This window comes from Pectobacterium carotovorum, from assembly GCF_900129615.1.
Classification (GTDB): Bacteria; Pseudomonadota; Gammaproteobacteria; order Enterobacterales; family Enterobacteriaceae; genus Pectobacterium; species Pectobacterium carotovorum.
This window is the reverse complement of record NZ_FQWI01000006.1, coordinates 274,169-295,291: the sequence shown is the minus strand read 5'-3', so window position 1 is coordinate 295,291 and position 21,123 is coordinate 274,169. Positions and strand designations below refer to the sequence as shown.

Annotated in this window: 18 protein-coding genes and 1 tRNA gene; 8 read left to right on the top strand and 11 right to left on the bottom strand. The window is 52.4% G+C overall.

From position 1 onward, the window contains the following. Window positions 1–5: 5 nt before the first annotated feature. Window positions 6–797, bottom strand: a complete 792-nt coding sequence (gene modE, locus BUB06_RS14360; protein ID WP_039473848.1) for a molybdenum-dependent transcriptional regulator — start codon at window positions 795–797, stop codon at window positions 6–8. A 320-nt stretch (window positions 798–1,117) separates the two neighbouring features. On the opposite strand from modE, the gene BUB06_RS14355 reads away from it, so the two are divergent. The 5 genes from BUB06_RS14355 (at window position 1,118) to BUB06_RS14335 (ending at window position 5,038) form a co-directional block, all read left to right on the top strand. Beyond that, a complete protein-coding gene (locus BUB06_RS14355; protein WP_010302737.1) occupies window positions 1,118–1,273 on the top strand; it encodes an AcrZ family multidrug efflux pump-associated protein in 156 nt (51 codons plus the stop codon). 146 nt (window positions 1,274–1,419) lie between these two features. After that, window positions 1,420–2,190 carry a molybdate ABC transporter substrate-binding protein gene (gene modA / locus BUB06_RS14350; protein ID WP_039473845.1) on the top strand — a complete coding sequence of 257 codons (771 nt, stop codon included), beginning with the start codon at window positions 1,420–1,422 and terminating at the stop codon, window positions 2,188–2,190. Continuing rightward, on the top strand, window positions 2,190–2,879 hold the full coding sequence (gene modB, locus BUB06_RS14345) for a molybdate ABC transporter permease subunit (RefSeq protein WP_039473842.1): 690 nt from the start codon (window positions 2,190–2,192) through the stop codon (window positions 2,877–2,879). The genes modA and modB overlap by 1 nt, the downstream gene beginning before the upstream one ends. Continuing rightward, window positions 2,879–3,937 carry a molybdenum ABC transporter ATP-binding protein ModC gene (modC, locus tag BUB06_RS14340; RefSeq protein WP_039473840.1) on the top strand — a complete coding sequence of 353 codons (1,059 nt, stop codon included), beginning with the start codon at window positions 2,879–2,881 and terminating at the stop codon, window positions 3,935–3,937. The genes modB and modC overlap by 1 nt, the downstream gene beginning before the upstream one ends. A gap of 237 nt (window positions 3,938–4,174) precedes the next feature. Continuing rightward, window positions 4,175–5,038, top strand: a complete 864-nt coding sequence (locus BUB06_RS14335; protein WP_175552165.1) for a sugar phosphate isomerase/epimerase family protein — start codon at window positions 4,175–4,177, stop codon at window positions 5,036–5,038. Between the two features lie 73 nt (window positions 5,039–5,111). Here BUB06_RS14335 and BUB06_RS14330 read toward each other — a convergent pair whose 3' ends face one another. The 4 genes from BUB06_RS14330 to BUB06_RS14315 form a co-directional block, all read right to left on the bottom strand. Next, entirely contained in the window at window positions 5,112–6,092 is a 981-nt protein-coding gene (locus tag BUB06_RS14330) for a LacI family DNA-binding transcriptional regulator (protein WP_039473835.1), read from the bottom strand. 125 nt (window positions 6,093–6,217) lie between these two features. Further along, a complete protein-coding gene (locus tag BUB06_RS14325) occupies window positions 6,218–7,369 on the bottom strand; it encodes a Gfo/Idh/MocA family protein (RefSeq protein WP_039473833.1) in 1,152 nt (383 codons plus the stop codon). After that, window positions 7,366–8,436 carry a sugar phosphate isomerase/epimerase family protein gene (locus BUB06_RS14320; protein WP_039473830.1) on the bottom strand — a complete coding sequence of 357 codons (1,071 nt, stop codon included), beginning with the start codon at window positions 8,434–8,436 and terminating at the stop codon, window positions 7,366–7,368. Before BUB06_RS14320 ends, BUB06_RS14325 begins: the two co-directional genes overlap by 4 nt. A 136-nt stretch (window positions 8,437–8,572) precedes the next feature. Continuing rightward, window positions 8,573–9,817, bottom strand: a complete 1,245-nt coding sequence (locus tag BUB06_RS14315; protein ID WP_039473828.1) for an MFS transporter — start codon at window positions 9,815–9,817, stop codon at window positions 8,573–8,575. A 187-nt stretch (window positions 9,818–10,004) separates the two neighbouring features. Here BUB06_RS14315 and glk point away from each other — a divergent pair, with 187 nt between their 5' ends. Further along, window positions 10,005–10,970 carry a glucokinase gene (glk, locus tag BUB06_RS14310; RefSeq protein WP_039473825.1) on the top strand — a complete coding sequence of 322 codons (966 nt, stop codon included), beginning with the start codon at window positions 10,005–10,007 and terminating at the stop codon, window positions 10,968–10,970. A 69-nt stretch (window positions 10,971–11,039) separates the two neighbouring features. On the opposite strand, the gene BUB06_RS14305 is transcribed toward glk, so the two are convergent. Continuing rightward, window positions 11,040–11,861, bottom strand: a complete 822-nt coding sequence (locus BUB06_RS14305) for a pyridoxal phosphatase (RefSeq protein ID WP_039473823.1) — start codon at window positions 11,859–11,861, stop codon at window positions 11,040–11,042. Window positions 11,862–12,134: 273 nt separating this feature from the next. Between BUB06_RS14305 and BUB06_RS14300 the strand changes: the two genes are divergently transcribed. Together BUB06_RS14300 and pgl are read left to right on the top strand one after the other, a co-directional pair. After that, a tRNA-Ser gene (locus BUB06_RS14300) sits at window positions 12,135–12,222 on the top strand. Window positions 12,223–12,518: 296 nt separating this feature from the next. After that, window positions 12,519–13,517: a 6-phosphogluconolactonase gene (gene pgl, locus BUB06_RS14295; RefSeq protein ID WP_039473820.1), complete on the top strand. Its 999-nt coding sequence runs from the start codon at window positions 12,519–12,521 to the stop codon at window positions 13,515–13,517. Window positions 13,518–13,571: 54 nt separating this feature from the next. Here pgl and BUB06_RS14290 read toward each other — a convergent pair whose 3' ends face one another. The 5 genes from BUB06_RS14290 to fdnG form a co-directional block, all read right to left on the bottom strand. Next, the gene (locus tag BUB06_RS14290) at window positions 13,572–14,822 is read right to left on the bottom strand and encodes an LVIVD repeat-containing protein (RefSeq protein WP_039473817.1); all 1,251 of its coding nucleotides are present in this window, start codon (window positions 14,820–14,822) and stop codon (window positions 13,572–13,574) included. Between the two features lie 14 nt (window positions 14,823–14,836). After that, entirely contained in the window at window positions 14,837–15,913 is a 1,077-nt protein-coding gene (locus BUB06_RS14285) for a sugar ABC transporter substrate-binding protein (RefSeq protein ID WP_010309950.1), read from the bottom strand. Window positions 15,914–16,369: 456 nt separating this feature from the next. Then, window positions 16,370–17,005 (bottom strand): formate dehydrogenase-N subunit gamma, encoded by a 636-nt coding sequence (gene fdnI / locus BUB06_RS14280; protein WP_010296735.1) that lies wholly within the window; start codon window positions 17,003–17,005, stop codon window positions 16,370–16,372. Next, complete coding sequence (fdxH, locus tag BUB06_RS14275; protein WP_010296737.1) at window positions 16,998–17,906, bottom strand: formate dehydrogenase subunit beta; 909 nt, start codon at window positions 17,904–17,906, stop codon at window positions 16,998–17,000. Before fdxH ends, fdnI begins: the two co-directional genes overlap by 8 nt. Window positions 17,907–17,918: 12 nt before the next feature. Continuing rightward, entirely contained in the window at window positions 17,919–20,966 is a 3,048-nt protein-coding gene (gene fdnG / locus BUB06_RS14270) for a formate dehydrogenase-N subunit alpha (protein WP_072013025.1), read from the bottom strand. Window positions 20,967–21,123: the final 157 nt, after the last annotated feature.

Here is a 21,123-nt window from a genome sequence, read left to right as displayed (position 1 = left end):
CGACATTAACAAAGCGTGGCGATGATAACCCGGTCAGCATTGAAGCAGGCTTTCACATCCGCTCCCTGTTGCAGCTTTTGCTGCTCAAGCAAAGCATTCGGCACCATAGCACACAGGGTTTCTCCCCCGGTCAGTGTAATTAGAATTTCGCTGTTTTCTACACCGTGCTGAATGGCCTGAATTTGCCCTGATAAGACGTTATCGGCTGTGGGGGCGTTGGACGTTGCCGCGTACACATCGATCCACGGTGCTTTAATCAGTGCCAACACCTCTTTCCCTTTCTGCAATTGCAGGCGCTCGGCGCTTTGTTGCGTAATCAGGGCGCTGATCGTTGTTTTACTATCGGCGAGTAAAATATCCAGATGTTGTTGCACCTGTTCTTCGCCGCGTGCGAGCACGGTTCCAAAAAACTGATTGCGGGCGCTGGTTTGCAGCGAGAAACGCGCGATGGCTGCCAGCAGGCTATCCAACGGCAGACCGTCTTCCTGCAAGACATCGAAGGCTTTTTGCTGAATCTGCGCGAGCAAATCGTACAGTTGGAGAAGACGTTCGCCGTAGCGGGTGAGCTGAGCACCGCCACCGCCTTTGCCGCCGGTCATGCGCTCGACGATGATCTGTTCGGCTAGCTGGTTCATCTCATTGATGGCATCCCAGGCGCTTTTATAGCTAATCCCCGCCAGCTTGGCCCCCTGACTGATTGAACCGGTATGACGAATTTGCTTGAGCAGTTCAATGCGCCGTGGGTCGGCGAATAAACGCTGTTGGAGTTTCAGGGTGAGGAGAATTTCAGCCTGCATAGTGAGGGCACCGTCGGTGAGTTTAATTCTCTGTATTGTCGCTATTTTCTTCATCAGGGGCAAATCGCACAAATAGACGCACTAATTTCTATTACTGCGGTAGACTACGTGGCAATTACGACGATCCCGGTTTACAGTGAAATAGCGCATTGTACCCTAGATAATTCGGGTTGCGTGAAGGCGGCAACCGCGCGAATCCTCAGGAGCTTACACAAGTAAGTGACTGGGGTGAGTAAGGGCGCCAACGCACAAGCAGCTTGAAGTATGACGGGTATAGACGGGCTAAAGTAACGGTAACCTTTGCAATAAGTGAGGTAAGCATGTTGGAGTTATTGAAGAGCCTGCTGTTTGCAGTTGCCATGGTTCCTGTGATGATGGTGATTATCATGGGCTCGATTTATTGCCTGGGCGAAGTGTTTAACGTGTTGTCCCGCATCGGTCATTCCGACGGTCAGCGCGCAAAGAATCAGCACTGATTCACGATCCTTTCCTATTTTGATGTCCGGCTTCTGGCCGGACATTTCTTTTCTACCTCTCCACATATACCTCTTTAAAGCGCATGACACTGCTTCATCATTCGTTATATCATTATTTACACAACGATAATTGTCAGGAGACAAGAATGAAGCAGCAATGGTTAAAATGGTTTGCCGCACTAACCCTCAGTGCAGGAATGGCGTTGCCCGCTGTAGCAGAAGATAAAGTCACGGTGTTCGCCGCGGCATCACTGACCAACGCGTTGCAGGAAATCGCTACGCAATATCAGAAAGAGAAAAACGTCGCTGTCGTCGCGTCTTATGCCTCATCCTCAACGCTAGCTCGCCAGATTGAACAAGGTGCGCCTGCCGATTTGTTCATCTCCGCTGACCAACAGTGGATGGACTACGCGCAGGATAAAAATCTGATGGATACCGCGACGCGTCACACGCTGCTGGGCAATGAGCTGGTGGTGATTGCGCCGAAGGCGAGTGCGCAGAAAGACATTAAAATTGACGATAAAACCAACTGGAAAAGCCTGCTGAAAGACGGACGTCTGGCTGTTGGTGACCCAGATCACGTACCTGCTGGGATCTATGCCAAAGAAGCCTTACAGAATCTGAAAGCCTGGGATGAACTCTCTCCACTGATGGCGCGCGCCAACAACGTCCGTGCAGCCATGGCGCTGGTGGAACGTGAAGAAGCCCCGCTGGGTATCGTTTACGGTTCTGATGCGGTTGCCAGCGACAAAGTTAAGGTTATCGGTACATTCCCAGCGACGAGCCACAAGCCTGTCGAATACCCGATGGCGATAGTAAAAGAGCATAAAAACGCGGCGGTTACCGGTTTTTATGACTACCTGAAAACGCCGGAAGCAGCAGCAGTATTTAAACGTTACGGCTTCGCGCCGCGTTAATGATGCTGAGTGATTACGAATGGCAGGCGGTTGAGCTGAGCCTCAAAGTTTCCGTTGTGGCTGTGGCATGCAGCTTGCCGTTTGGGATACTGATGGCGTGGATTTTGGTGCGCTGTCGGTTCCCCGGCAAATCACTGCTGGATAGCATTATCCATTTACCACTGGTGTTACCGCCAGTGGTCATTGGCTATTTGCTGCTGGTGGCGATGGGAAGACGCGGCGTAATCGGTTCCTGGCTCTATGACTGGTTCGGCTTCAGCTTTAGTTTTAGCTGGCGCGGTGCTGCACTAGCGTCGGCGATTGTCGCGTTTCCGCTGATGGTCCGGGCGATCCGTCTTTCGCTTGATGCTGTCGATAAGCATCTGGAACAGGCCGCTCGGACATTGGGTGCCTCGCCCTGGCGCGTGTTTTTCACTATCACATTACCTCTCTCTTTTCCTGGGATTGTTGTTGGAACCGTATTGGCATTTGCCCGTTCGCTTGGCGAGTTTGGCGCAACCATTACGTTTGTTTCCAATATCCCCGGCGAAACCCGAACCATTCCACTGGCGATGTATACCCTGATTGAAACGCCCGGCGCGGAGGCTGATGCAGCAAGGTTGTGTATCATTGCCATCGTCTTGTCACTGGCTGCGCTGTTAGCATCGGAATGGTTAACAAACTGGAGCCGCAAGCGGTTGGGGGGATAATGCTGCAACTCGATTTTCATCAACAGCTGGGTAGCCTCGAACTTCGTGTTCAGTCTGAACTGCCTGCGAACGGTATTACCGCTATTTTCGGCGTATCCGGGGCAGGGAAAACCTCGCTGATCAACGCTGTTGTTGGCTTGACCCGGCCAGATGGCGGGCGGATTGTGCTCAATAATCATGTGCTGGTGGATACGCAGCAGCGTATTTTTCTTCCGCCGGAAAAGCGGCGAATCGGCTATGTATTTCAGGATGCTCGTCTGTTTCCGCACTATCGCGTGCGCGGTAATCTACGCTACGGTATGGCTGAAACAATGGAATCGCAGTTCGATGATATCGTCAGGTTACTGGGTATCGAACCGCTGCTGAATCGCTATCCACGGACGCTGTCCGGTGGAGAGAGACAGCGTGTCGCAATTGGTCGGGCCTTGCTGACCGCACCGGAACTGCTGCTCATGGATGAACCGCTGGCGTCGCTGGATTTACCCAGAAAGCGCGAGCTGTTGCCGTATTTGGAACGTCTGGCGAAAGAAGTCAATATTCCGATCCTGTATGTCAGCCACAGTCTGGAAGAGATTGTCCGGTTAGCCGATCATGTTGTGGTGCTCGATAAAGGCAAAGTGAAAGCGCAGGGTCTGCTGGAAGAGGTGTGGGCTAGCAGCGCGCTACGCCCGTGGTTACCGAAAGACGAACAGAGCACTATTTTGAGTACGCGTGTGTTGGCTCAGCATGAGCATTACGCGATGACGGCGCTGGCATTAGGCGACCAGCAGGTGTGGGTTGGAAAAGTCGAACTCCCTCAGGACGCCGCATTGCGCATTCGCGTGAATGCCGCCGATGTTTCTCTGGTGCTACAGCCGCCGGAAAAAAGCAGCATCCGTAATGTGCTGCGTGCTAGCGTGGTAGAGTGCATTGATGTCGACGGACAGGTTGAAGTGAAGCTTGCGGTCGGCCAGCAGACGCTGTGGTCCCGTATTACACCGTGGGCTCGGGACGATCTCATGCTTCATCCTGGGCAAACGATCTACGCGCAGATTAAGAGCGTGTCGATTACAGCGTAAGCACAGGCCGAGTGATAGAACAGTCGTTCACATCGCTCGGTCTATCTCGTGAATCAGTCGATATTCTGTGACCAAGATAACAAAATGAGTATTGAGAGTGATTTTCAATTCGTTTTTTCTACCGCGTGAACAAGGTAGTCAGATAAATTATCCCCGCATTATTATTTTTTCATCATAAAAAGTAATCGATTACTTTTTGTTTTCACCTGTGCAACGGGATAAAAATAGGAGAAGGACATGCCTTGTATGACGTTATTGCGCCGTGCGTTCGCTATACCGCTATTGTTGATGGTTTCATCGGGTTTGGCGCTTGCCGAACGTCCAGCAGAAAACCAGAAAATAGCCTTGCAGATGTATACGCTGCGCAGCTTGAATACGCTTGATGAGCAATTTTCCATGGCGCGAGACGCTGGATTTAAGGCGGTTGAGCTGGTGGGGACGCATGACATTAGTGCGTCAGAAATGAAGGGGTTATTAGGAAAGTATCAGTTGAAAGCCATTGCTGCGCATGTCCAGTTTGGCGAACTGAAAAGCAATATGGCTGAGGTTGTAGCCTTTAACAAAGCTATCGGTAACAGCATGATTATTGTGCCGTGGCTCAATGTTGAAGACCGCCCGGATAGCGCAGAGGGCTGGAAGCGCTTTGGTCTGGAAATGAACGATCTTGGCCGTGAATTGAATAAGCAGGGCATGAAGCTGGCTTATCACAACCATAATTTTGAGATGAAGAAGTATCGCGGTAAAACGGCGCTGGAAATAATGATGGATGCGGCAGAGCCAGAGAATCTGATGCTGGAAATGGATGTTGCCTGGGTATCTCGCGGAGGACAGGATCCTGTGCGTCTCCTGCGCCAGTACAAAGGGCGTATTTACTCAATTCATGCGAAAGACAATACATCCATCGGCATCCGCGATGATGAAATGAACTTTGCCCCACCGGGTGAGGGTATTTTGGCGTGGGAAGAGATTCTCCCTGCGGCGTCCAAAGCGGGTGCCCAGTGGTTTGTTGCTGAACATGACTTGCCGAAAGATCCACAGGCCATTGTTTCCGCAGCTTACCAATCGCTGTATGAAAAACTGAGTAAGATAAAAAGTAAGTAAGGAAGAGATTCTCCCTGCGGTCAGCGGACCGCAGGTTATCAGACATGAAAAAGATCGGTTTATTCTACCTGGGTTAGCTGGATGCCCGTTCGACAAACGTCCATTCAAGTAAGCGCTTTTCTGTTTTGCTGTCCGGCTGGTCGATTTGTTGTAATAACAGCTTCACGGCCTCTCTGCCGATATGTGCGGATGGCTGCTGAATAGTGCTGAGCTGGGGCGAGGTAATGTAACCCAGCTCCGAGCCGTCGAAACCGATCACCGCAATATCCTGCGGCGCGCTCAGCCCCGCCTCACAGATTGCAGACAGTGCGCCCGCAGCTAACGTATCGGACACTACAAAGACGGCATCTGGCCGCTCTGGATCGTTAAGCAGCGCGGTCATTGCCGCTTTTCCGCCTGCGTAGCTCAGCGTGCTGGCGTATTCGACTTTGCCGTAATCAAACCCATTCTCCGCGATAACGTCGCGATAGCCTTTCTCTCGCTGCTGGGCGTAGAGGTAATTCATATCGTGGTTAATCATGGCGATACGGCGACGGCCTTTGCCAATAAAGTGATTAATCACAAAGCGGGATGCCTCTGCGTTATCAATTCCAACGGATGAAATGGCAGATGTATCGTCATGCTCGGCGCACTGTACCCAAGGTGCTGCACCAATCATGTCTTGAAGCGCAGACAGCGTTGAAATGGCATCCATGGTGATCACGCCATCGACCATTTTACCGGACAGCAGTTGCAGGCTGGAATGGGCGCGAACAATATCGGCGCCTGAATTGCATAGCAGAATACGATAGCCGTTTTCTTCCGCTTCTGCCTCAATGCCTTTCACGACATCGGCACAGAAGGGGTTGGCTATGTTGGAAACCATGACTAATAACATCTGGCTGCGTGCAGTACGTAGCTGTCGTGCCAGCAAATTTGGCTGATAATTACTGCTTTTTATCGCATTGAGAACTCGTTCCCGGTTTTGCGGCTTCACGGTATCAATGTTGTTCAGCACTCGTGAAACGGTGGCGACCGAGACTCCAGCTATCCGTGCTATTTTTTGAATCGACATAATTCAGAAGGCACTCACGCTACTTATTGCTTGGCTGAGCAGATTACCATAAATATCTCTGGCTGCATCCCGCAGACGTCGCACCTGCGGGATGAATACCGTGAGAGAATGAACAGTCTGATGCCTTAATTGGCGACCTTCACCCACGTTTGCTGCTGATGGCTTTGCACGATGGCGTCAATAATGAACATGATGTTCGCACCGTCGTAGAAGGTGGCGAAGGTGAACGGATCGACGCCCGGCTGTTTGCCGTCGCGCAGATAGGTATAAAAATTCGCCATCATGTTCTTGAACGCATCCGGCCAGCCTTCGATATGCCCACCGGGGAAGTGGACCGCGGCGGCGGCTTCTGGGTTCAGCAGTCCAGGATCGTCCGACAACACCTGATTCGGTTTATCGCGATGGCCGATCCACAGCTGCTGCGGGGTTTCCTGATCCCAGGCCAGCGATTGTTCACTGCCATTTACTTCAAACGTCAGGCGATTTTTCCGGCCGGCGCTGACCTGAGAAACGGTAAAGGAGCCGCGACTGCCATCCTCAAAGCGCAGTAAAACGGTCGCGTAGTCTTCGGTTTTGACCGGTTTGTCGTCGTACTCTGGCGGGGCGTCGGACGATGAGAATGTGGCTGTGCCGTTCCGATTGGATTTTCGGATCGGATGGACGATAGCTAAATCGGCGAAGACTTCGACAATTTTCCGACCGGAAATAAACTGCACTGTGTCGCACCAGTGCGAACCAATATCGGCCACCGCTCGGGAAACGCCGCCGTACTCCGGTTCAACACGCCAGTTATAGTCGGTGTCGCGCAGCATCCAGTCTTGCAGATAGCCACCGTGTACGGCAAAGACGCGGCCGATCTCCTGGTGCTTAATCATGCTGGCAGCCTGCTGCACCATGCCAAACTGGCGATAGACAAAGCTGACCCCGTGAACAACGCCTTTTTCTTCCGCCAGCGCCACCAGCTCACGCGCTTCTTCGCTGGTCATACAGAGCGGCTTTTCTGAAAAGACGTGCTTGCCTGCCTGAATAATCTGCTTATTGATCGCCGCATGGAGATGGTTCGGTGTGCAGTTATGGATCGCATCAATACCGGGATGAGCCAATAAATCAGCGACGCTGCCGTAGGCATGGGGAATGTTGAGCTGACGCGCTTTTTGCTGCGCCAGATCGAGCGAGTTTTCCGCCAGCGCCACCACCTCGACGAAACCAAGGCGACGAATCGCTTCAATATGTGCTGGGCCAATAAAACCGGAACCAATAATGCCAACGCGAATCATTCTGCGTTCTCCTCTTTTAATCCCAACATTTTTCTTACTAACGGACGATCGTCGCTGGTCGCGGCGAAATCGTCAAAAGCGCGTCCTGCGACAGGAATAATGTGACGGTTGATGAACGCCGCCCCTTCTTTCGCACCGCAGTTGCTGTCTTTCAGGCAGCATTCCCACTCCAGCACCGCCCAGCCGTCGTAATCGTATTGGGCAAGTTTGCTGAAGATGCCGCCAAAATCGATCTGGCCATCTCCCGGTGAGCGGAAGCGTCCGGCGCGTTCAGCCCATGACTGATAGCCGCCGTAGACGCCGCTTTTGCTCGACGTGTTAAATTCTGCATCTTTCACATGGAACGCTTTGATTCGTGCATGGTAGCGATCGATAAAGCCGAGGTAGTCCATCTGCTGCAAATGCATATGGCTAGGATCGTAAAGAATGTTGGCGCGCGGGTGATGATTGACGACATCCAAGAAGCGTTCAAAGGTCACGCCGTCGTGTAAATCTTCTCCTGGATGCAGCTCGTAGCACACATCCACACCGTGCTCGTCAAAACAGTCGAGGATCGGCGTCCACAGGCGACCAAGCTCTTTAAAGGCTTCCTGAATCAGGACTTCTTTACGCGGTGGCCAGGGGTAAAAATAGGGCCAGGCCAGTGCACCGGAAAACGTAGCGTGGGCGTTTAGTCCTAAACGTGAAGAGGCTTTTGCTGCCTGCTTGATTGCCGCGATAGCCCACGCTTGGCGAGCCTGCGGATTGCGGCGGTAAGCCGGTGGTGCGAAATCGTCAAAAGCATCGTCATACGCAGGGTGGACGGCAACGAGCTGGCCTTCCAAATGGGTTGAGAGTTCGCTGATGGTCAGCCCATGCTGCGCCAGTAGGCCTTTCACATCATCACAGTAAGTTTGGCTGTCGGCGGCCGTAGCCAGATCGAAAATGTGCGGGTGATTGCAGGGGATTTGTAGCGCTTTAAAGCCTAATCCAGCTGCCCATTGCGCTAGATTTTCCAGCGTGTTAAAGGGAGCCTGATCGCCAATATACTGGGCGAGAAAAATACCCGGTCCTTTTAACGTTTTCATTATTACCTCCTTTGGCAACAGGTGTGGTCATGAATACCGTTGCACGATTGTGATAGCTATAGCGGAGAATGCACTGGGATGAGGTGCCATAGGCGACCTCATCCCGTTTTCTCCTTAAATAATCCGTCTCAAATGATTAAGCCTGCTCTTCTTTATATTTGAAGGAGAAGAGGAAAATGATGGCGATGATGGCGGCAGCAACAGCTGGGATCCACCAGAAGGTCGCCCAGATTTCAGGCGCGTTTAACGTACCGTTGTCGAAGAGGCGGTTATAAATGGCACCGGAAACCTGTGAGCCCAGCAGCATGCCGATACCGTAGGTGAACAGGACCACCAGACTTTGTGCCTGACCTTTGATTTTCTCTCCCGCGATGCGGTCGGTATAGATGAAGCCGATGACGAAGAAGAAGTCATAGCAAATGCCGTGCAGCAGGATCCCGATATAGAGCAGCCAGCGCGTTTCTTCATTCACGCCCATCGCGAAGAGGGCATAGCGCACGAACCAGGCCAGCATGCCGATGAACAGCATGTATTTCACGCCCAGTTTTCTAAACAGCAGCGGAATGATCAGCATGAAGACGATTTCGGACATCTGACCAAACGACATGGCGGTGCTGACGTCGCTGATACCCGCATTACTCAGGAAGGAGGCGGTGTAAGCGTAGTAGGTGCCCAGCGGAATAGAGATCAGCATGGCGCAGATGGCAAAGACCAGAAAGTGGCCTTTCTTCAGCAGCGCGAACGCATCAGCACAGAACAGATCGCGCACTGCCAGCGGCAAGCCTTTGGCCGGCGCTGGAGTATGCGGCAGCGTCAGGCTGTAAGCTGCCAGAATGGCAGAGCAGGCGGCAGCGACGTAGAAAATATTGACGCTTGCGGAGATGCCCGCCGTCCCGATGCAGACACCGGCAACGATCCAACCAATGGTGCCGAAGACTCGCACGACCGGGAAGCTCTTCTCGCTGTTGCTCAGGTTATGGAACGCGATGTTGTTGGTTAGCGCCAGCGTTGGCATAAAGCACAGCGTGTAGGCGAACAGCAGGATTAGCAGCTGTGAGCCGTCTTCGTTGATTAACGCGGTAGGCACAAACCACAGGATGACCGCGCCGATCAGGTGCAGCAGCGCCATGACTTTTTGTGATGGGAAGAAGCGGTCAACCACCATGCCCAGTACGAATGGCGACAGGATTGAGGCGATCGGCCCGGCAGAGAAGGCGTCGCCAATCATGGCGGCCAAATTATACTGTGTCATAACCAGGCCCAAGGTGACTGACCATGAACCCCAGATGAAGAACTCTAAGAACATCATGAGTGACAGTCTGGGAACCACGAAGGCCGGTTGTAACGATTTGGTAGCTGTGTTTTCAGATGAAGAAACCATGTGGTATCCCTCTTAAAAGTAATCGATTACAATTTGTGTTTTCTAAATGTAATCGATTACTTTTAACTTAACCGCAGCTTTTAGCCATAAATGAGATCCTTATCACTAGAAAGTTATATAGCCATAGCGTAGCTGGCTGTTTTCGCGCAATGATCGGGTATCTGCTTTGTTTGAGGGGAAAAGAAGAATGACGCACTTTGTTTTAGTGGGCGATGTCGGTGGCACTAATACACGTTTGGCATTGTGTGATGCTACAACGGGCGAATTGTCGCAAACCGAGACCTATTCCGGGCTGGATTTCCCTTCTCTGGAAGGGGCAATTCGTGATTATCTCGATTCGCGACAGGTCACGATACAGGATGCCTGTATCGCGATTGCCTGCCCGATTACCGGTGACTGGGTGGCAATGACGAATCACACTTGGGCATTTTCCATCGCAGAAATGAAAGCGAGTCTGGGTCTGCGCCATTTTGAGGTTATCAACGATTTTACCGCCGTTTCCATGGCGGTGCCGGTGATGACTAACACGGATTTACTCCAATTTGGCGGCGGGGAGCCCGTGCCAGGTAAACCGATTGCCGTGTATGGTGCAGGCACGGGGTTAGGCGTCGCTCATCTGGTGCATGCCGCCAATCAATGGATTAGCCTGCCGGGTGAGGGCGGTCACGTGGATTTCGCGCCGAATAGCGATGAAGAAGACAAAATTCTCTCTATTTTGCGCCAGTCGCTCGGGCATGTTTCCGCTGAACGCATACTCTCTGGACAGGGGCTGGTGAATATTTACCGTGCCGTAGTGCTGTCTGATGACCGCACGCCGGAGACGCTGGAACCGAAAGATATTACCGAACGTGCCGTCAACAATACGGATGTGGACTGTCGCCGCGCGCTGTCGCTCTTCTGCGTCATCATGGGACGCTTCGGCGGCAATCTGGCGTTAAATTTAGGCACATTTGGCGGCGTGTATATTGCTGGCGGCATTGTTCCGCGCTTTCTGGAGTTTTTTAAAGCCTCCGGTTTTCGGGCGGCTTTTGAAGACAAAGGACGGTTCAAAGGCTATATGCAGGATATCCCTGTGTACCTGATTACCCATGAACAGCCAGGGTTAATGGGCGCGGGGGCTTACCTGCGGCAGGTACTGGGCAGCGCGCTGTAAGTCTGTTTGCGAGTCGAACGCAATCAGGAAAAGTGACAGCTCTCGCTTGCCTGATTGCGTTACTGTTGGTTATGCCAGAATGCGGGTACGGATGACATCGGCGATGCTGGGTTCTTCATTGCTGCCAATCACCAGATCGGCTCGCGCTTTGATTTCATCGGCGCTGTTGCCCATTGCGACGCCTAAGCCTACGCCTTCCAGCATGCTGATATCATTAAAGTTATCGCCGAATGCCACGACGTCCTTCATGCTGATGCCCTGTTCGCCAAGCCATTGCTGGAGCAGCTTGCCTTTGCTGTTGCCGGTTTGGGCGATATCAACCTGATCCTGCCATGACCACTCGCAGGCCAGTCCGAGCTGCTTTGCCACTTCTGCGGCGAAATGGTTCAGCGTGGGAACATCGGCGTGTGTGGTCGCGAATTTCCAGATAGCGTGGGACGCTTCGGTCTGACGCACCAGATTTTCCACCTGAGCGAAACGAGGACGCTGCTGTTCCGGCAGGTTAGCCGCCCATGCCAGCGTGCGGACTACGTGCCCGGTAGGATACTGGTAATACATGTCGTCATCGGCATACATCAGCCCATGAATATCAAATTCCTCTAGCAGCGTGATGACATTTTTTGCCTGTTCGACAGAGAGCGGATTGGTGTGCGACGCTTTGCTCTGCTGGTAGTCATAGACGTAGGTGCCGTTGCAGCAGATGGCGGGCGTATCCAACTGCAAACCCTGATAAAAAGGATGAATTGCCGAGTGGTGGCGTCCGGTGACGATCATCACCTTTATGCCTTGCTGACGGGCCAGCGCAAGTGCAGTAAGTGATTCGGGCAGGATTTTTTTCTGTTGATTCAGCAGCGTACCATCAAGATCAAGTGCAATTACTCGGTAGGTCATCGTTATCTCGCAAATAAAAATGTGGGTATCAAATGAGTCTTACGATAAAGGACGCGGCGAAAAATAGACAGACAACAGCGAGATAAAATTGTCTGAGGTCCATTTGATGACGAAGGATTCAGCGCGGCGGTGGGAAATGAGGCTAAACGGACGATTTTACAGCGCCATTGTTGATTTTCTATGCTTTCAACGGCTTATCATCTATTTTTTAAGCAGTTGATCACAACGCTGCTTTACAATGTGCGGCGTACTGTTTATAGTGCGCGTCATTGCGGAGGAGTGGCCGAGTGGTTGAAGGCACCGGTCTTGAAAACCGGCGACGCGAAAGTGTTCTAGAGTTCGAATCTCTACTCCTCCGCCAAAAAAATTCAACGGGTTAGCTTAGGCTAGCCCGTTTTCGTTTTTACTCTCTTATCTTCCCCTGATGCTCTGAACTCTCACTTTTCATTACCTATTCGTTATTGCCTACATCCGCACCGTTAGCTAAATCAATCATTACTTAAATCAATAGTAGCCTTGCGATGTCTCTGTAGAATAGAGTAATTGGTCATTTATGGTATGCCGTGCGTCAGGTTGAGCAAGTTCGTTATCCTTCTGATGAACCTCTTTTGAGCCTTCCTGTGCCGCCACATTCGCGTGAAAAATAAGGAGAATACGATGCAGCAAGTGGTTTATGTCGCCAGCCCGGAAAGCCAGCAGATTCATGTTTGGCAACTCGGTGCTCAGGGAAATCTGACATTATTGCAAACCGTTGACGTTCCAGGACAGGTTCAGCCGATGGTGATCGCACCGAACAAGCGTCACCTGTATGTTGGGGTTCGTCCTGATTTCAGGGTTCTGAGCTATCGTATTGATGAACAGGGTAAATTGACGCAAGCGGGTGTCGCGTCTTTACCGGGCAGCCCGACGCATCTGTCGACCGATAACGACGGACGTTTCCTGTTCAGCGCGTCTTACAGCGGTGCCTGCGTTAGCGTTAGCCCGATTGGTGCTGACGGCATCGTCGGCGAGCCGATTCAGCAGTTGGACGGATTGGAAGGGTGCCACTCTACCAATATCGATCCAACCAACAGCGTTGTGTGGGCGCCTTGCCTGAAAGAAGACCGCATCCGTCTGTACGATCTGGGTGCGGCGGGCGAATTGAGCGTACACCGTCAGGCCGAAATGACAACGGTAGCGGGTGCCGGTCCACGCCATATGGCCTTCCATCCGAATCAACGCTTTGCCTATTGTGTGAATGAACTGGACAGCTCGGTGGATGTGTATCAGTTGGATGCAGCTAGCGGCGACGTGCAGAAAGTGCAAACGTTGGATGCTATGCCAGCTGGCTTTAACGACACGCGCTGGGCGGCAGATATTCACATTACGCCGAATGGTCGCTTCCTGTACATCAGCGATCGTACTGCCAGCCTGCTGAGTGTTTTCCAGGTGTCTGAAGACGGCAGTACGTTAACGCTGACTGGACATCAGCCGACCGAAACGCAGCCGCGCGGTTTCAATATCGACAACACCGGTGAGTTCCTGATTTCAGCAGGGCAGAAATCGCAGCACATTGAGGTGTATCACATCGACCAGAACACGGGCGATCTGCAACCGCTGGCGCGTTACGCCGTCGGTCAGGGGCCAATGTGGGTGTCGGTGCTGGCGCTGGACTAAGTAAACCAAGCACAACAGTAAGCCCTGCATTGATCCGCAGGGCTTTTTTTTCGATTAACCGCGGTATTCGATAATCGATAAACCCGCGTTGTAGTCCGTGCTGTAGATGATTCCGTTGGCATCAACAAACACATCGCAAGACTGAATAATTTGCGGTCTGCCGGGGCGCTTGTCGACCATTCTGTCTGGCGCAGCAGGCACCAGTGCACCCGTTTCCTTCGGCTGATACGGGTTACTGATGTCGTAAGCCCGTACCCCTGCGTTTTGGTACGTGGTGAAAATCAGCGACGAACTGATGAAGCTGCCGGGCCGATTTTCATGCAGGTTATGTGGGCCAAAGTGTGCGCCTTTCTTCACATAGTCCGCCTCTTTCGGCTGCGGAAAGGTGGCGATGCTCACCGGATGACTCGGTTCACGAATATCGAACACCCAAATCAACTTCTCGCCATCTTCCTGATTATCCAATACCGCTTCATCCAGCACGATTAGCAGATCGCGATCCGGCAGCGGTAATGCCGTGTGTGTGCCGCCGCCAAACGGTGGGCTCCAGTTACGGTGGCTGATGAGCTGTGGATTGGTACGATCGCTCACGTCCAGCAGCGTCAATCCGCCATCGCGCCAGCTTCCATAAGCGGTGTCGCCGCTGATGATGGCGTGGTGCAGGGCGTAACGCTTGCCTTCCGGCCAGTTTGCGGTTTCTCCGCCAGCGGTATGCATGCCGGGTAGCCAGTAGCGGCCAGCAACCTCTGGGCGCTGCGGATCGGCCAAATCGATAGTCAGAAAGATGTAGTCGCTGTAGCCATCGAGCAGCGCGGAGACATAGGCCCAGCGTCCGCCTACGTACCAGATGCGGTGAATGCCGATGCCGTCCAACGGCAGGAAGCTGATTTCGCGGGGTTTATCTGGCGTCGAGATATCGAAAATCCGTAATCCAGCGCTCCAGCTTTTGTCCTGCTGTTTGGTACTGACTGTGTCGGCGACGGAGCGGGTGTAATAGACCTTTTCCTCGGCGAAGCTGGCGTCGGCAAACAAATCGCGCGCGTTGACGACAAGCAGCAGGTCATCGTGCGTTTGCAGGTGGATATTCCAGGTGCCGGGCGGGGCAGCAATAAACCCCGCCGGCTTGGGATTCTTGGCATCGCGCACATCCACAATCGACACACCTTGTGAAACCATATGCCCGATGTAAGCGTAGCCGCGATGAACCATCACCTGCACGCCATCGGGTCTGCCGCCCTGATCGCTGTGTCCAATCAGCCGCATGTTGCGGCTGTAATCGGGGGTGGGCAGAGGGGTCGATGCCATGAGTTATCTCCGTGTTATTTCGCCTGTTTGGCTTCCAGTGTAGCAAACCACGGTGCGATAAAATCATCTGTGTGGCCCCAGCCTGGGATGATTTTCGCCAGTCCGGCGACGTTGACTGCACCCGGCTGGCTGGCTAACAGCGCCTGTGGAATTGCAGCAGCACGGAACTCGTAGGTCGCAGGTGTCGCTTCACCGGCAATCTTGTTGGCAACCAGACGCAGGTTTACTTTACCGATCAGTTTAGGATCGACAGCCACGCTGACTTTCCACGGGCTGTTTGCTTCACGCATCAGCTGTAAATCCTGATTAGAGATATCGATGCTGTAAAGTTTGATTTCGGTCCGGCCGTTTTCTTTCAATGCTTTATAAGCACCCTGGCTGAAGGCATCCCACGATCCCCAGATTGCATCGATTTTGCCTTTCGGGTATTTCGCCAGCACCGCACCGACTTTGTTGGCGGTATCGCCCTGAACGTCAGAGGACACGGCACCAATCGATTCGAGTTCCTTGATGCCGGGGTTAGCTTTCAGGATCTGTTGATAAGCAAGCTGGCGGCGTTCCATCGGCGGGAAGCCTGCGACCCACAGTTTGATGATGTTGGCTTTACCGTTGAAATCCTTCACCAGTTGGCCGAATGATTCGTTAGTCAGTGAGGCGTCATCCTGCTGGGTGACGGTCACGCCCGGAATCTCGCCGTTCACGGCGGTATCAAACACGGAAACGGCAATGCCGCTGTCGACGATGCGTTTGATCAAATCGGTAGAGTAGGGATCGCGGCCCTGCGACAGGATGATGCCATCATATTTCTGGCTAATCGCCTGATTCACGAAATCCTGAAAACGTGCATCATCGCCGTTGCTCAGAAAGGTGCTGACCTTAAAGCCCAGCTTTTTACCTTCTTCGAGCACGCCGGAAACAAACTGCGTGGTGTTGTCGTCTGAACCCAGATTGCGGATAACCGCGATGCGAACCGGACCGTCATGATTGGCGATAGCGGCCGGAACGGGAGCAATGGTGGCATTCTGATTAGCCAGTGCCGGTAACGCAGTCAGTAAGCTCAGTGCAAGCAGGGCGGGCGTAAATTTCTTCATTCATCAGCTCCATGGCGTTTTATAAATTGATGTCGTGTCGATTGCAGTATTGTTATGTTCTCTGCGTTATTACTTTATAGCTGTCTTTATGTCTGGATGTCTATTTAAAAATGATACTGCATCATAGCTGTTGAGCGATAGGCGAGAAAGAGGGGAGTATTATGACTTTTGGGTTTAAGTTATAACGATTCGTGCTGACTGCGGATAAAAAGAAAAATGCCCGCGAGGCGGGCATTCGAGGTTGCTGAAAAAGTCCGTATGGCGGTAGTAACGGATAGATCGTAAAGACGCTGTAAATACATCCCTGTACGCTCGGATTGCGCCATCCCTGGCGCAAACGCTTTACTCTTCTATTCCGTTACTCCCGTTCTCGTTCGATAAATAGGTTTGTCAACAGCCTGAAATGCCCGCGAGGCGCTGCATTTCAGATGAGTGGCAGGATGAAGAAAGAGTGAGTTATTTCTTCGCTTCTTTCTCTTCCATTTCACGCGCCCAACGTGGGTGGTGTTTACGCGCCCAGCGTTTGGAGACTTTGCCTTCAATCATGCCCTTGATTGATCCTTTAACCCAGAACGCCATGTACATATGGATCAGGATGGCATGGATGAGGACGATAGCCGCAACCGCATGAATCAGAATGGCGTAGCGCACGACATCAATTGGGAACAGGTGGGCAAAGTAAGGACGCCACATGATTACCCCGGTGATCAGCAGTACCAGCGTCAGCCCCATGATGCTCCAGAACATCATCTTCTGGCCTGGGTTGTATTTACCCACTTCAGCGACTTCATGCTCATTGCCTTTCAACACTTCAATAATGTTGAGGAACCACGGCAGATCGCGCTTCTTCGGGATGTTATGACTAACGAACCGGAAGAACATCGGAATCAGACAAATGACGATCAGCACGCCAAAAAACGGGTGCAGAATACGTCCCATCTGCGGCGTACCAAACGTCTGCGTCAACCATTGCAGGGTTGGGAAAAACAAAGCAATACCTGAGAGCGCGACCAGGAAAAAGCTAATCACCACAATCCAGTGACAGATGCGATCGATAAACTTGGTGCGCAAAATCATTTTTGATTTACTCATGTTTGTCTCCCCCTTCTTTGTCTTCTCCCTCGTGTTCATGCTCCGTTTCTTCTGTGTTCGGACCCACACCGATGTAGTGGAACATTAACCCGGCGAACGTGGCGACAAACCCTAACGCAGATAGCGGCTTCAGAATGCCTTTCCACAGGTTGACCGGCGTGGAAATCTGCGGGTCATCCGGCAGATTGTTATAGAGCGATGGTCTGTCTGCGTGGTGCAGAACATACATCACGTGCGTGCCGCCCACACCCTGCGGATCATAGAGGCCTGCGTTCTTATAACCACGGCTTTTCAGATCGGCGATGCGCTCTTCTGCCAGATGCTTCATCTCTTCTTTCGTACCGAAACGAATGGCACCCGTCGGACAGGTTTTCACGCAGGCCGGTTCTTGCCCAACGCTGACTCTGTCGACGCACAGCGTACATTTATAGACGCGGTTATCTTCTTTATTCAGACGTGGAATATTGAACGGGCAGCCGGCGATGCAATAGCCGCAGCCGATACAGTGTTCGGACTGAAAATCGACGATACCGTTGGCGTACTGGATAACCGCACCAGCGGAAGGACAGGCTTTCAGACAGCCCGGATCGCTACAGTGCATGCAGCCATCTTTACGGATCAGCCATTCCAAACGATCGTTCTCTTCCACTTCGGAAAAGCGCATCAGCGTCCAGGATTTGGCGCTCAAATCCGCTGGGTTATCATAAACGCCGAAGTTATGGCCGACTTCGTCACGAATATCGTTCCACTCTGAACAGGCCACCTGACAGCCTTTACAGCCGATACAGGTGGTGACATCGATCAGTTTTGCCACTTCGCTTTTGTCATTACGCACATGCGGAGGCGGTGTAAAGCCGTTGGTGGCCGAACGTTTAATAATATCTTGTGATTGCATTGACATAGTTGGCTACCCTTACGCCTTCTCTACATTAACCAAAAACGCTTTATACTCAGGCGTTTGTGAATTAGCGTCGCCGACGCTCGGGGTGAGTGTGTTAGCCAGGAACCCTTTACGCGTGGTTCCCTCAAAGCCCCAGTGGCAGGGAATACCAACGGTTTCCACGCTGCGTCCGGCAATTTGCAGCGTTTTGATACGCTTCGTAACCACCGCTTTGGCTTTGATGTAGCCACGCTGGCAGGAGACTTTGACTTCATCGCCCGCTTTAATGCCTTTGCTCTTCGCCAGATTTTCACCGATCTCAACAAACTGCTCTGGCTGCACAATCGCGTTCAGACGCGCGTGTTTTGTCCAGTGACGGAACAATTCGGTAATCGAGTAGGTGGTCGCCACGTAAGGGAAGTCCTTCGCGGTGCCCATGGTTTTCGCATCACGGGCAAACAAACGCGCGACTGGGCTGGAAATCACCGACGGGTGCAGCGGGTTGGTGCCAATAGGTGATTCGATCGGTTCGTAGTGTTCAGGGAACGGTCCGTCTACCAGTTTGTCCACGGAGAACAGACGTGCCAGACCTTCCGGCAGCATGATGAACGGCCCGGTGTCTTTGCCCGGCGGTACGGTTGCGGCGAAGTCAGGCACATCAATGCCTTGCCACTTCTGACCGGTCCATTCCAGCAATTTACGCTTGCTGTCCCACGGTTTCCCTTGCAGGTCGGCGGAGGCGCGGTTGTAGAGAATGCGGCGGTTTTGCGGCCAGCACCATGACCAGTTCGGCGTGCAGCCCAGACCGGCATCGGCGTTGTCACGCTTATCCATCTGGTTACCGGCTTCGGTCCAGCTTCCGGCGTAAATCCAGCAGAAGCTGGACGTGGTACCGTCATCACGCAATTGTGAAAAATCGGCGAGCTGCTGGCCTTTTTTCAGGATCAGTTTGCCGCTGTCATCGTAGATATCAGCCAGCGCCATGCCGTTGGCTTCGCGGGCGATCTCTTCTGGATGTGGGTCTTCCGGGTCTTTGTAATTCCAGTTGATGTTCATCAACGGATCCGGATAAGTACCACCTTCTTCGTTATACAGCTCACGCAGGCGCATCAGCAGCTTACCGAGGATTTTACCGTCGTGACGGGCTTCTCCTGGTGGCTCAGCCGCCGCCCAGTGCCATTGCAACCAACGACCGGAGTTGGCGATAGAACCATTTTCCTCGGCAAAACAGGAAGAAGGCAGACGGAAGACTTCAGTCTGAATAGACTTCGTATCCACGTCATTGAATTCGCCATAGTTCTGCCAGAACGTGGAGGTTTCGGTGACCAGCGGATCGATGATGACCATGTACTTGAGTCTGGAGAGCGCTTCGGTCGCTTTGTTCTTGTTAGAGAACGCGGCAACAGGGTTAAAGCCCTGAACGATGTAGCCGTTCATTTTGCCTTCCACCATCAGCTCGGTTTGCACCATGACGTCGTAGCTACGATCCCATTTCGGCAACCAGTCATAACCCCAGTTATTCGCCGCCTGTGCGTGATCGCCGTAGAAGCTCTTCATCATGCTGATAAAGAATTTTGGCGTGTTTTTCCAATAGTTAACCTGATCGGGCAACACGGCGGTGGGTGTGATTTGGCTCAGATAGGTATTCAGATCCGGCTGTTTTTCTGACGGCAGTGGCATATAGCCCGGCAGATTTAACGACAGCAGACCCAGATCGGTATATCCCTGAATGTTGGAGTGACCGCGCAGGGCGTTGATGCCGCCACCGGCCATACCAATATTCCCCAGCAGAAGCTGGATCATGCCAGCGGAGCGGATGATCTGCGCGCCATTGGTGTGGTGCGTCCAACCCAGTGCATACATGAAGGTTGCGGTTTTATTCGGTACGCAAGTTTCAGCCAGCGTACGGCAAATCTCTTCATAATCTTTGGCTGAGGTACCGCACAGGGATGTCACCATGTCCAGCGTATAGCGAGAGACGTGTTCTTTCAGCAGGTTCCAGACGCAGCGCGGATGGGACAGCGTGTTGTCGCGTTTGGCGAAACCGGACTCATCCAGCTCATACTGCCAGCTGGATTTGTCATATTGACGTTTTTGTTCGTCGTAGCCGCTGAACAAGCCTTCGTCAAAGCTGAAATCACCACGCACGATCAGGCTGGCGTTGGTGTAAGACACCACGTATTCGCGATGAATTTTATCGTTCGTAATAAGATAGTTAACGATACCTAACAGGAAAGCGGCATCTGAACCTGCGCGAATTGGCGCGTAGAGATCGGCAACGGCAGCGGAGCGGTTAAAGCGTGGGTCGACAACAATCAGTTTTGCATTGTTGTGCGTTTTCGCTTCAACGGCCCATTTGAAACCGACCGGGTGCGCTTCTGCCGGGTTTCCACCCATCACGATGATGACGTTGGCGTTTTTGATATCAACCCAGTTGTTGGTCATCGCGCCACGGCCGAATGTCGGTGCCAGTGCGGCAACGGTAGGTCCGTGACACAAACGCGCCTGACAGTCGATGGCAACCATGCCGAGTGCGCGGGCAAATTTCTGGTCGAGAATACCGGTTTCGTTGCTGGCGGCAGAAGAGCACAGCATACCAGTAGTCAGCCAGCGGTTGACGGTTTCGCCTTTGGCGTTGGTGCGTTCGAAGTTGGCATCACGGTCAGCTTTCATCAGGCGCGCGATACGTTCAATCGCGTCGTCCCAGCTGATTCGTTGCCATTTGTCTGAGCCTGGCGCACGGTATTCAGGGTAGAGCAGGCGGTTTTCACTGTGGATATAGTCAACCAGACCCGCACCTTTCGGGCAAAGGGAGCCGCGGCTGACTGGGTGATCCGCATCACCTTCGATATGAAAAACGGAAGGCTTCGCATTTTTGGCGCCATCGCCCAGGCTATACATGAGCACACCACAGCCAACTGAACAGTAGGTGCAGTTGTTACGCGTCTCTTTTGCCCGTAACAGCTTATATTGACGTACTGATGCCATTGCTTCCGTGGGTGTAAAGCCTAATACCGCGAGAGTGGTTCCAGCCATCCCCCCCGCGCAAACTTTAAAGAAACCTCTTCTATTCAGTTGCATTAGTTTCCCTGTGTAATTATGTGTCATTTTTGTTGCGAGCAATTTAACAACACATAAATTGTGGGCTTTGCGCAAAATCAAAATTTAAGTATTTAAACCCCCATAACACCTATAAAGAGGTATATTTTTTATTCGTTATATATTGTAATGCATAACG